Here is a 12,032-nt window from a genome sequence, read left to right on the forward strand (position 1 = left end):
CTCCCCATCACGTTGGGAGACCTGGGCCTGAAGGCGAAGGGGAAATGAGCGGTCCCCGTCCAGCTGGCCGCCCCTGGGCGCCCTCTAATCCATCACCAGCAAGCGACCGACAAGCGGCGTTGCACCGGGCCTGGCGTGGGCGTCGATTTCAAATACGATTTGAGACGATTTGAATTTGGCCAAGTAGATACCACCCGGGCTCAATGCCTGTTTGTGGGCGTCGAAATCGTAGAATTTGCCCTTTAACTGTTTGCCGTTGAGATCGATTCGCAGGCGTTCGCCCCGCTCATCGAGTCGTTCGACTACAAGGGTGCCGTGCCCTGTGGCTTGCACAAGCGGTGACGCTCCGTACAAAGTAAGTTGCGCTGTCATCGAGTTATGGTTCATTTTCGAGTTACCGCTCGATCCAACGCCTCGAAAGGCTGTTGCCGCGACTCCGTTCGTATCCCGGGTAGTAGTGTTTGCATGGTTGGCGTCGCACTGCGGCTGGTCTTCTTTAACGGAGGCGAGGTGCACTACGCTCTCTTCGGTTCCGATAATAACTGTACCAATTCCTTCAATCCTCTCGCGCCGGCAGGACTTCAGGTAACTGATGACGATCGAACTGTTGTTCCCGAGCTTGATCACCGTCTTGGGTGTCAGGTAGTCCATGAATTCCGCGCCGGTGACCTTGCCCTGAATCACCTCAACAATCGCGACCGGCGTCTGCGCAGCAGAAGTCGAGATCAACGCCAATAGGCCAACAAAAACGGCAATTGCTCGCTTCATTGCGTCATTCCTATCCATCGAGTTGGTGCTGAACCAACGTCGCGGCTCGGATCAAATGCCGCATCGCGCGGATCAAACGTCAGCCAACGGTAACATTGGTACCAAATTGAGACCCTTTGGCGAACGCGTTGGCTAACCCGCGAGGACGTTGGTTACGCCAGCGGGTTAGTTCGGGCATGGCCCATTGAAGCGCGGCGCGGTGCCGGGTGCAAATTAACAAGCAGTTGGGGACCTAGATGGCACTTACCTACAGCTTGTCGTGGGGTCCAGTCCGGATCGCGATCTCCTCATGTCGAGGACGCGAGAATACGAGCTTCCCAGAAGTGACTTGAGGTCGCAAGCACGTTGTAGCCGCGGTTGACAGCCTTCTTTATGGGGTCGAGTGGCGATGTGTTCGTCAGGTGATATAGCGTCCTGCATCGGGATCGAGCAGAACAGTTGCAAGTCGGTGTGGTTCAGAATGTGCGTCGAAACCGCATGGAGCGGATCGTTACCGTGGTCCTCGCAGATCATCACGCAATCGGTCTTGAGCAAACGCGCCCCTCCGATCATGGCAGCGATTTCGAGGCCCTCGACATCGAGCTTTAATACAAGGCGCTTTGTAGACAGATCCATTCGGTCCATCAGGTCGTCCAGCGATGCCATGGGGACCGCCTCGCCGCCCTCCACATGGTCGGCTATCGACATCGATGCGTGCTTGCCGCCGGAAAGGTACGCAGCTCCTGATTTTTTCGCCAATCGCGCTTTTTATTGTCTCGAAACGGTCGCCGTTCAGAACAGCGTTCCGGCGTAAGTAAGCGTAGTTAGAAGAGGAATCGCGTTGGGAACCATAGCGGCGGCTCGACACGATCGTCGACCAGTAACCGTAGTCGGCGCCACAATCGAGGAAAACGTAGTCGGTGTCGGAGATGCCGCCCAGGAACACGTCAATGTCGAGCTCATAGACGTACTTGCGATCGAGGATTTGTCGCCCTTGTCACCTTTAGGGCCTTTTTCGCCCGGAGCGCCTTTCTCGCCTTGGGCACCCTTTTCACCTTGGGCTCCTTGAGGACCGGCAGGACCCGGGCGGGCCTTCGAAGCAGCCTACAAGGGTCAACGCTGCGACTAACGAAGCTATTAGCCTTAAATCCCGCATTCAGAGCCTCATAAAGGATTTACCGGTTCATTCAGCTCGGTGGATCACGATGCAGGGTTAGCCTCAAGGCCGCCGGCGATGCCAGAGGCGTCAGATGGCGACTGTCGGCAGGTCTACGAACCTGGCGACAGATTATAGCCCAGTTTCGGCAGAGTATGCGCCTTGAACATTACCCTAGTATTCCCACCAATCGACAAATCTTGGGGAACCTCTTTCGGATTGAGGCATTTAAATCACACCTATGAGGTACCTAAAATGACGAACTTTAAGATATTGGCCTTGGGCGCGGCGCTTATTCTGTCGTTCGTGGCAAAACCCGCGTTGGCAGAACAAGCGATTTCGGAACCGGCGGCCTGCGCTGCAATCTACCCAAATGCTGATTGCACGTATGGTCGGGTCTCCCGGCACAAACCGGGCGACCATAATCGCCAACGCTACGCCTCAAACTACGGCTGGGCCGAAATTCAAGCTCTCAGAGCTTTTGAACGGATGCGCTGACCTTAAGGGCGAAAACGATGGCTGATGTGATACCGGATGGCGGTGACGCAAGTCGCTTCTGGTCGGTCGGTATGGCTGCTCGAACTAGGGACTGCGCATTCTCAGCAGCGCGCCTTGCCTGACAGGGCGGCCTTCGAGGGAAACCCTCTACCGATCGGCCCTGCGCACTGGATACGCATTGGCGGGGTATGGTGTAGCCTGCGGGGTATGGTGCAGCCTGGGGTGATCAATGCTCAGTCGACGGCGACGCCTACTTTATCTTCTCATACGCGGCGGCGAAATCCGCCAGCGGCATGGGAATTGTGATGGTTTCCTTTGCCAGATTCTGGAACGAAACCTTTAGCTGCTTACCCGACCTCATGGCGTCGAGCATGTCCGGCGCAACCGGCAAGTTTGCGTAGCAGCCGCGCGCCTCGCAGGTTTGGATCTGCAGATTTAAAACCTTCCGGTCATCGATCTGGAGCGTGGCGCCGGCCGGCAGATTGAGACCGAGCGGCAACTGGACCAGGGCAATAGGCGCGCGCGTGTCGGCCGGCACGCGGATGTTGATCAACAAGATCAACTGGCCGGTCTTGGTCAAAACGGCCGCCTGCTCAATTGCACATTCGAGCGACGTGGTGCGGCCAGCGCTAGTGCATCGCGCAACCCAGCCGGGAGGCGGCGCATTTGCGGCCGCGGAGGCTGATGGCGCAGGTGTTGTGTGCGCCGGAGGCGGGGCGCCTTTGGCCCTCGGAGCTTGGGCCTGGCTCTGGCCAAAAAGTCCAAATGTTAGCGCAACGACGATTGCAAACTTTGCCGCATTTGTCACTGATCCGGCTATGAAGGGCTGGCGAATATCCAATCCGGTGCCGAGCAGCGCTGCCATCTTCGGCAGCCCCCGATAATCCCACACGCGACGACCTTTTGACCCTACATCTGATAACGCAAACCAACCCTTACGCCACCGGCGGTGAAGTTATCGCCGAAGCGCGTATCGGCCTTCACGAATCCTGACACCCCGTTCGTGAGATTGAAGAAGTTGACGGCGGCCTGGATCTCACCGCGGATCTTGCCCACGTCGGATGGAAGAGTGATGCCCGTGCTGCTGAAGACGAGGGCGTTACCCGTCTGACTGAAAATGCTGTATACGTAGCCGAGCAAGCTTGGCTCAATCCGCACGCCATTGACCAGAAATTCGGTGCCAACCCTGGCGCCGATCCGTCCGCGCGTGGCGTCGCCATCATTCAGCGCAATCGTCGTCGGTGAAAACGCGGTGGTGCCGCTGAAGTTCGAGCTGACGTATTCGATGCCAGCCGTCGGCTCGATGTAGTACTTGTTCTGCAAGTCGAATTTATAGCCGATGTTCGCCGATACATCATAGTTTACGAGATCAGCCCTTTGATTGATTCCGCCGCCGTTGATGGCGACGTTCAGGAGATCCGTCTTGAACATCAGGTCGGTGAACCAGTTGCCCCTCAGATAGGTCGCGTAGGCCCCGAGACTTCCACCTTCGTAATTTTGCGTGGTCGGCGAAGCCTTCAGGTCGACATGTGAGTTCGTATAGCCCAGCAAGGCGCCCAAAAGCAGCGCGTCGTCGGCGGAGGTGACGTTCTTGATCAGGGCATCGACACCGGCCAACACACCGCCGCTCCGCTGCCGGAAACCGAGATCCCGGGGGAAGGTCTGTCCGCCGAAGTTGATGACTGTTGAGCGACTTTGGTCTTGATAGTCGCCCCATCCCTTGACCCAAACCGCTGGACGAATCGTTGGTCCCGCGACGGGCGGCGGCGCTTTGAAAGCGGCGAACGCGTCAGTCCGATTTCGCTTTCCGGCATAGCGGAGGGCTTCATCGGCAAAGCCTTGGGCTTGGGGTTGAGAAGAATTGAGGAATGCATTTCGCACCTCCCAAATGTGGTCGAAAACCACATCCGAGGATTGGAATGCAATTGTCTGAGCCGCGGTCAAAGCGACTCCGCTGGACAGACCTGCCACGGAGGGGACTGCTCCGAGAGCAAGCGTTGCTCCCCCATTCTGTGGCAGGAGGACTAATTCGCTCGTTCCGAAGTTCTGCGCGTTCGCAAGCGTGAACGTGCCAGGTGCAATCGAACCTGCCTGGATCAGGGTGGCTCCCGTCGTGAACGGAGCCAAGGGGGTCAGATTGAGCACCGAAACCGCGGTTAAACCGGACGCGCTGCCTGTGATAGCAACCTGATCCGTGCCGCCGGTTTGCGTGCTGAAGTCGAGCAGTATTCTGCTTCCCGGTGATCCTACGTAATTGCCGCCGATAGTGAGCCTGTCGCCGGCCGCATTGTTTTGCAGGTTAATCGTGCCGGCGTTACTGAAGGAGCCATTTACGGTTGAGTTGCCAGCGACATTAAACGTGCCATTGTTGATTGTGGCTGTCGTCCCGAGCGTACCACTAGCCATGCTGACCAACCCGTTGTTCGTCAGGGTCGTAATACCGGTAAAGCTATTTCCTCCCACGGCAAGCGTCGCCCCACCGGCATTTGTAAAGGCGTCGTTTCCTGTCAACGTGCCTGTTACCGTAAACGTGCCCGCATTGTTGGCGACGGGACCGTTGATCACTCCGCTGGCATTCACGGCAGCCGAATTTGTCAGGCCGCCGGAGATCGTCCCAGTCGTCGTCAGCGATCCGCCCGACACGGTGACGCCGCCGTTGAGCTGGCCAGCATTGGTCGTCGTGCCGGCTGTATTGGTCAGCAACCCAGATACAGTGCCGTTCGAATTGTTAACGAACGTGCCAGCATTGGCGATGCTGCCGTTCCACAGCAAGTTGTTGGTGATCGTGCCGGTGTTGGCAACAACGTTGCCAGTCCAAGTCCCGCTGTTGGTAGTCGCTGCGCCGGCATTGTTGGTCAGGCTACCGTTGACGGTTCCCGCATTGGCGAAGGTAGCCCCGTTGAGCACGGAGCCCGCGAGGCTTGCGCCTGCCGCTAGGTTGAGCGCGCCGGCAGTCACAGTCGTGAGACCGGTGTAGGTATTGGCGTTAGTCAGGGTCAGTGTGCCTGCGCCCAATTTATTCAGGCCGCCCGTACCCGTTAGCGACTGCCCAACGGTGAAATTATTTCCAGCATTTGCAATGTCGAAGCCGCCGCCTCCTGAACCCCACGTGATGGTCCGGGGTGTCGAGGTGAAAGTTGTACCAGTGACTTGGAGCGTACCCCCATTAAAGGTCAATCCGCCGCTCGCGGCGCCGAGGTTTGCGTCCGCCGAAACCGAAACAGTGCCCGCATTTAACTGCGTGCCGCCCGAATAAGTGTTGGTGGCCGTAAGCACCAATGTCCCGCTCCCGATTTTGGTGAGCGTGCCTGGAATGTTGCCATCGCTGGAAGGCGTGTCGCTGAGGACGCCCGAAAGGGTGAGCGTGTTGGCCTGGGTATCGACTATACTCGATGAGGTAAGAAAGAAAGAATTTGAGACTGTGAGATTGTTCGCACCAGCTTGGAACGTCCCGTCTAATCTTATCGACCCCGATCCACCACTCCCAAACACGCTTAAACTTCCACCGCTGGAGATCGAAAGTTCATCCCCTCCATTGATAGCGACGGAATTCGCTACTGCACCAAGTCCATCTACAACAACAGAACATGAGCTGGGGCTGCAAAGCCCAATAACCGCATCCTCAAACTGCGTCGGTCTGTGCGCCAGTGTCCAGTTTAGATCGTCGAACCATGACGTCGTACCGCCAGCCGCGGTGCTATAAGTGTTAGTTTGCGCTAAAGCTGGCGGTGAGAAAACAACAACCGCCATAGCGCTACTGGCAAGCAACCTGCTCCGGGCTTTCGCTGTAAACTGGGCCATAAATCCCCCACATACCTCTTTCCCGCTGAGTGCGGAAAGCCCGAGCAAAGCTCTATTATCACAACCAAAATTTCACATGACAGCAAGCGAACTGATGATCTCAAGAGGCCAAACAATCCAAGTTTTTGTTCGCTGTGGCCAAATTACATCACGCTTACGGGCTGTTTTCGATCAGGAGCCTTTGGTTTCTCACCCAGCCGGTGGAACTCCGCCATTTCAAGATAAGCGCTCTCTAAATGGCGCCGAAATCGATCTACATTGAACAGGGGAAAGGTCATTCGATTTTGCGCGAGTTAGCCGCAGACACGTTCTTTCGCATCCGCTTTGCTCCGACGCCACGATGCGCGGCGGCTAGCGAGCATCATTAAGCAGAAAGATTTAGACATAGAGACAGTCCATGGCTTTCTGAGCCGGAGTGATTGTGATTGGGATCGGTCAAGAGGATGATGATGAAGACGGCTTAGTCGTTCGGTTTTTGGATGGCAGCAACGGCCACCATCAGGGTATTCCCGCACTTGTACTACCGGCTTGATTATTCCAGGTTTGTTGCGTGGCAAGGTCAACGCGCCGCGGCCTGATCTTGAGCTATGATGGCCTAATCAATCATCGGCGGCGGGTCGATCGGCCCGCCCTTTGTTTCGTTTCATCTGGCGGCCGCCCTCTCGAACGCTCACACCTTAACATCCGCAATCTCCCCAACTTCTGCAGCTTAAGCCTACCATTCTCGTCATGACGCACCCATGATTCACGAGGCGGGTCATAAAGCCGAAAAAACCAAGGCCTCGCTCGGCTCGGCCGGCTCGTTATTTGGAGCATTGATGCCAAGCCCTGAAATTACAGGCCGGAAACAGGCCGACACGCGATTCAAGCCAGGGAAATCCGGCAATCCAGACGGCCGCCCCAAAGGCTCCCGTAATGCCACGACTCTAGCTCTGGAAACGTTGTTGATGGGCAAGCAACGGCGCTGACTCAGAAAGCGATCGACCTTGCCCTGACGGGCGACATGGCGGCCTTAAGGCTCTGCTTGGACAGGATCCTTCCCGCCCGCAGGGATCGCCCGGTGACATTCGCGCTTCCACCAATCAATAGCGCTCAAGATGCCGCCGCGACTGTTTCTGCCGTTCTTGCCGCCGTTGCCGCTGGCGACCTTACGCCCGCCGACGCAGGCGAAATCTCCAAGCTGATCGAGGCCTATGTGAAGGCGTTTGAGACGGCCGAACTTGCCGAACGTTTGGAGCGGTTGGAAAGGATGACAAGCCAATGAGCCGCAACTTCGACGTGCGGACCGCCAACTGGAACAATTCCGCAAACCGCCGCGCCAATATGTCTTTCACGTCAGCGAGCCTCCAACGCTTGAAGAGAAGGCGGCAATAGCGAACGCCACAGGTCCGATTGTCATCGTGCCCCACCCCTGCGCGACAGCTGAGGAATGGATAGCGAAGTATGCGCCGAAGGGGGTTCTGCAATGAGCGTCCGCAACGTAGAAGCCCGTATCATCAAGCTGGAAGCCCTGCAGCCGGCGCCATCTTCTCCGCTCGACGGCATGATTAGCGACGAACTGACGGTGATGCTGCTCGAACTGTATGCCGATGTCTTGGCCTCGAATGCGTTAGCCGAAGAAAAGACAGACGGCCTGGAATTTGCGATGCATGCCGGCCCAAATGTTCCTTTTTGCGCTGACGCATCACCGAAAAACCCAAGTTGACAAGTTCAATGAAATGCACGCGAGCTGGAAGCGGACGAGGACGAAGCGCTGGGATGAGCGGCTGAAGAAGGTTGTGAAGAAGCCGACGCCGGAGAAGGGTGAGTAAATTCAGGAGAGCGCAGATGGCTGAGTTTCACTCAATAGTCGAAGGCAGAATGCAAAGCAGAGGCAGGGACGCATTCGGTTCGGGCCAGCCAGGGGCTTCTAGGGGGCATCGCTCCCATATGGGGATCGATGTTATAGCCTTCCCGATGCAAAAAATCCTTTCGCCGATCGGCGGTGAGGTAATCCGGGAGGCATTTCCCTACAAAGACGATCCTTCGATGCGGGGTGTCCTCATTCGAGGGAACGGCGATTACACGGGCTGGGAAATCAAACTGTTCTATGTGCTTGGGCTTTTTAGTGGTGAGGTGCGGCCGGGTGACTTGATAGGTCATGCCCAAAATCTAGCATCGAAATACCCGGGGATCACAAATCACGTCCACATGGAAGTGCTCCGGTCGAGCATCAAAGTTGATCCACGCGAACCCTTCCGGCAGTGCTTTTGAACTCGGCCTCGGGCGAAGTTGGTACAAAGATTTAGTTGTCCGGCGACAGCGTTCCTTCATGACTCGCCGGCGCCGGGTCAGAAGTTCAAGGCGAACGCCCGGCCGACACGCTGTACCACTAAGGCGTTTCCGCGTCATTTCGCTACTCCTAAAATCATATGCAGCGGATCGCTATCGGGGAGGTCGCGCGCCCGGTGCGCAGACACCAGAGGAAGTTCCGCGAATCCACAACCGCGCGCGCAGGCACCTTCCAGGTGGCGACCTGGCCGACCGTCGAGGCCGTAATAGGCAAGCCGCTGGCCTTCGCCATCAACCAGGCCCCGCCTGGCCGGAACACCAGATCCGCCGAGGCCGGCGCCGGTCTAGGTCTACTTGGCGTGCTGGCAGAACCCGTCATCACCTCCCGCGCCGACCACCAGGACGCGCTTGCCGACGGGCGAACATCAGGGACGCGGAAGAGGGCAAGCCCGTTTCAGATAGGCACGGCGTCCATGCCGCGCGAAATTGACTGCCTGTAGGGCAGAGAGCAGACTGATCGGATGCCGACAAATCGCCGCGTCCGTTTGGAGGTCGTCGCGTGACAGCAACTCACAAGGTCCAGCGGCGGCGCCTCCTCATCTCATGCGCCAAACTTGGGGTGGCGACCGTCGTCGCCCCCTCGATTGGCGCAGTTTTGGCTCACGCGACACCCGAGCCACCGTTTGGAAGCGGCTACGCCGCCGGCGACGGTGCACGGCTCTTCTTTGTCCGGGTCGGCGAAGGCCCACTCATGCTGTTCCTTCACGGCCATCCGGATAACGCTCTGCTCTACGAATCCCAGCTGAGAGAATTCGGCCGCGATCACCTGGCGGTAGCTCCCCACCTTCGTGGCTACGCCCCTTCAGACGCACCCGAGGCGGTCGAGGCTTACGCCATGCCGCGTTTGCTTGGTGACGTGCACAGTCTCTTGGACCATTTCGGCATGGAGCGGTGCACTCTCGTGGGCAATGATTGGGGCGGGTACGTCGCCTGGGTATTCGCCTCCGCCTATCCGACCCGGGTCGAACGCCTGATCATTCTCAACGCGCCGCATCCGGCGGTTTTCCTCCGCGAGCTTCATACCAACCCGGCCCAGATCAAGGCGTCCCAGTACGAACGGGAATACAACACTGCGGCTGCCCCATATCCCGTTTGGTACAATTACTATCGGTCGGATCCGATCAAGGTGCCGGCCTCGCTTGAAGAGGGCGCAGCCATGAGGACGCCAGATCTCGCGGCCCATTTTTTCTCCGGTGTTGGCACGCCACCCGCAACCACCTCGCTTCGGGTGCAGGTACCTACGCTGGTCATCTGGGGTATGCGCGATCCCCATATCCTGCCGCAGCAACTCGACGGTCTCGACGCGTATGCGCCGGATCTGACCGTGGTGCGGATCGAGGACGGCGGCCACTACCCTATGCGTTCCCATCCGGAGTTGGTGAATCAGGCCATTCGGGCATTCGCGAAGTGATCGAAACGCCCTTCGCGGCCACGATCCGATGCGGCCGCCGTCGGCTGCGGGACGTGCTATAAGACGGCGCCGACGCCGACTAAACCAATCTGGCGCGGTTCGGATGGGAATATCGAGATGAAACAATTGATTGCTGTTTGCGCCGTCCTAGTGACGCTGACGACCTCCGCCGCGGCCAAGTTGCTGGTCGCCGTGGTCGAGGACGTCCAGGGCAAGGTCACCGGCGCCGAGTTCATGGACTACGTGGCGCCGGCAGCCGTCATCGAGATCGGCGACGGCGGCTCCATCGTGCTCAGCTACATGACCTCCTGTCAACGCGAGAAGATCAGCGGTATCGGCACCGTGATCGTCGGCACCCAGGAGAGCGTCGTCCATCTCGCCGAAGTCAAAAGCGAGAAGACCGCCTGCGATTCCAGGCAGACGTATATGACGACGCGGGCAACCAGCGAGGCGGCCGCCACGGTGCTGCGCAGCATAGCACTGCCCAAGCCGCAGCTGACACTTTACGGCGCCTCGCCATTGGTCGAGGCCAAAGGAGGCGGTGCACTCGTCCTACAGCGCCTGGACGTTGCCGGCGAACGTGAGCAGGTCGATCTCGACGGCACTCAGCTCAAGGGCAAGTTCTTCGATTTCGCAAGCGCGGACCGTGCGCTGGCGCCCGGCGGCCTCTATGCAGCGACGTTCAAGTCGTCAAAGGTCATATTCCAGGTCGACCCGCAGGCCAAGCCCGGCGCGACGCCGATCGTCGGCCGTTTGTTGCGCATGGAATAGCGTTGTCGGGCCCCTCAGAACGGGGTGCAGGGCGGCTGGCCGAAGAACAATCGGTACGCACGTAGCTTGAAAGTGGATGATGCGGCTTTCCGAAACCGGCGGTCAGTTCGGGGGCTGGCTGAATGCACTCCGGATAGGAACGCATAGGGTAGTGGCCGCCGTCCTCGATCCGCACCACGGTCAGATCCGGCGCATACGCGTCGAGACCGTCGAGCTGTTGCCGCAGCATATGGGGATCGCGCATCCCCCAGATGACTAGCGTAGGTACCTTCACCCGAAGCGAGGTGGTTGCGGGTGGCGTGCCAAGACCGGAGAAAAAATGGGCTGCGAGATCTGGCGTCCTCATGGCTGCGCCCTCTTCAAGCGAGGCCGGCACCTTGATCGGATCCGACCGATAGTAATTGTACCAAACGGGATATGGGGCATCTGACATCGGAGATGTGCGGCGCAGCCAATATGGTTGATACATGATAATGTTGTATCTAGCGCACCCTCCAGAAAACTTGAATCCCGCTAATAATATTGGGAGGCAGACTGTGAGTTCGTGGCAAAAAAGTTATGGCGTTCGCATCGTTTGCACTTCTAGAAAGCGTTCCCGGTTTCGGCGAACGCGGTTGGCAGTTGCTCTGTCGGCGCAGTCTCTAGTGATCCTGGGTGGAATTGGAAGCTTTGCACGCGCAGAGGATCGTTCATCGTCGTCTCCGGTCGTAGTCTCGGCCTGCCGTGCACCAATTCCTTTCGTAGGAGATCCGAAAATTCAATCCGAAATGAGGAAGGGTAGCGAATTTGCCAGAGTCGCCTTTCTTCACAGCCATGCAGGGAATTACGAGCGAGCATTCGAGCAATTCGACCGTGCCATCAACGTTAATCCGGTAAACCCTCTCTTCTATATCTTGCGAGGCATGACGCGTACGCGGACCCAAGAATTCGGACTTGCGATCGAATTTGATAAGGCGATCGCACTCAATCCTGCTTCCTCCGTTGCCTTTTCAGCCGGGGACAGGCACGCCGTGGCGGATGGGACGCAGCTCGAGGGCGGACATGACCATTTTCACGACCGCGTGACGAAGCTTGAACAGCGACACCGTCCCCGGGGGGGATTTCGTTCCCAGCGCGGCTAGGTTGGCCGACCGAAAGCTGGGAAAGCACACGCGGTTGCCGCGCGTCCTTGAGTTCTGATGAGCTGGCGTTTAACTGATCCGGCGAATGATCGCGGCCCGCATCATCGACCGATAAAAGTCGGCGTCGCTCTCGCTGATGATTTCCTCGCCGATCGGGTAATGATCCGAGCCGGCTGCCAGCAGTGACAAAAGCGCC

General features: G+C 58.1%; 13 protein-coding genes. 9 read left to right on the forward strand and 4 right to left on the reverse strand.

Annotated elements, in window-relative coordinates:
- Nucleotides 1-84: 84 nt before the first annotated feature.
- Nucleotides 85-768, reverse strand: a complete 684-nt coding sequence (locus tag JQ575_RS42480) for a hypothetical protein (protein ID WP_212039099.1) — start codon at nt 766-768, stop codon at nt 85-87.
- A gap of 243 nt (nt 769-1,011) precedes the next feature.
- Nucleotides 1,012-1,506, reverse strand: a complete 495-nt coding sequence (locus JQ575_RS42485; RefSeq protein ID WP_212039100.1) for an FkbM family methyltransferase — start codon at nt 1,504-1,506, stop codon at nt 1,012-1,014.
- Between the two features lie 652 nt (nt 1,507-2,158).
- Between JQ575_RS42485 and JQ575_RS42495 the strand changes: the two genes are divergently transcribed.
- Nucleotides 2,159-2,401: a hypothetical protein gene (locus tag JQ575_RS42495; RefSeq protein ID WP_212039101.1), complete on the forward strand. Its 243-nt coding sequence runs from the start codon at nt 2,159-2,161 to the stop codon at nt 2,399-2,401.
- Between the two features lie 250 nt (nt 2,402-2,651).
- Here JQ575_RS42495 and JQ575_RS42500 read toward each other — a convergent pair whose 3' ends face one another.
- Together JQ575_RS42500 and JQ575_RS42505 are read right to left on the reverse strand one after the other, a co-directional pair.
- Nucleotides 2,652-3,266, reverse strand: a complete 615-nt coding sequence (locus JQ575_RS42500; RefSeq protein WP_212039102.1) for an invasion associated locus B family protein — start codon at nt 3,264-3,266, stop codon at nt 2,652-2,654.
- Between the two features lie 44 nt (nt 3,267-3,310).
- On the reverse strand, nt 3,311-6,151 hold the full coding sequence (locus tag JQ575_RS42505; protein ID WP_212039103.1) for an autotransporter outer membrane beta-barrel domain-containing protein: 2,841 nt from the start codon (nt 6,149-6,151) through the stop codon (nt 3,311-3,313).
- Nucleotides 6,152-6,942: 791 nt separating this feature from the next.
- On the opposite strand from JQ575_RS42505, the gene JQ575_RS46300 reads away from it, so the two are divergent.
- The 8 genes from JQ575_RS46300 to JQ575_RS42540 all read left to right on the forward strand — a co-directional run bounded on the left by JQ575_RS46300 (nt 6,943) and on the right by JQ575_RS42540 (nt 11,836).
- On the forward strand, nt 6,943-7,170 hold the full coding sequence (locus JQ575_RS46300; RefSeq protein ID WP_312016129.1) for a DUF5681 domain-containing protein: 228 nt from the start codon (nt 6,943-6,945) through the stop codon (nt 7,168-7,170).
- 92 nt (nt 7,171-7,262) lie between these two features.
- A complete protein-coding gene (locus JQ575_RS46305; RefSeq protein WP_312016130.1) occupies nt 7,263-7,466 on the forward strand; it encodes a hypothetical protein in 204 nt (67 codons plus the stop codon).
- A gap of 201 nt (nt 7,467-7,667) precedes the next feature.
- Entirely contained in the window at nt 7,668-7,907 is a 240-nt protein-coding gene (locus tag JQ575_RS42515) for a hypothetical protein (RefSeq protein WP_212039104.1), read from the forward strand.
- A gap of 122 nt (nt 7,908-8,029) precedes the next feature.
- Nucleotides 8,030-8,455: a hypothetical protein gene (locus JQ575_RS42520; protein WP_212039105.1), complete on the forward strand. Its 426-nt coding sequence runs from the start codon at nt 8,030-8,032 to the stop codon at nt 8,453-8,455.
- 194 nt (nt 8,456-8,649) lie between these two features.
- On the forward strand, nt 8,650-8,973 hold the full coding sequence (locus tag JQ575_RS42525) for a hypothetical protein (RefSeq protein ID WP_212039106.1): 324 nt from the start codon (nt 8,650-8,652) through the stop codon (nt 8,971-8,973).
- 59 nt (nt 8,974-9,032) lie between these two features.
- Nucleotides 9,033-9,944, forward strand: coding sequence for an alpha/beta fold hydrolase (locus JQ575_RS42530; RefSeq protein ID WP_212039107.1), 912 nt, complete (start codon nt 9,033-9,035; stop codon nt 9,942-9,944).
- 117 nt (nt 9,945-10,061) lie between these two features.
- On the forward strand, nt 10,062-10,715 hold the full coding sequence (locus JQ575_RS42535) for a hypothetical protein (protein WP_212039108.1): 654 nt from the start codon (nt 10,062-10,064) through the stop codon (nt 10,713-10,715).
- A 614-nt stretch (nt 10,716-11,329) separates the two neighbouring features.
- Nucleotides 11,330-11,836, forward strand: coding sequence for a hypothetical protein (locus JQ575_RS42540; protein ID WP_212039109.1), 507 nt, complete (start codon nt 11,330-11,332; stop codon nt 11,834-11,836).
- Nucleotides 11,837-12,032: the final 196 nt, after the last annotated feature.

The sequence above is a fragment of the Bradyrhizobium sp. JYMT SZCCT0428 genome (assembly GCF_018131075.1).
Taxonomy (GTDB): Bacteria; Pseudomonadota; Alphaproteobacteria; order Rhizobiales; family Xanthobacteraceae; genus Bradyrhizobium.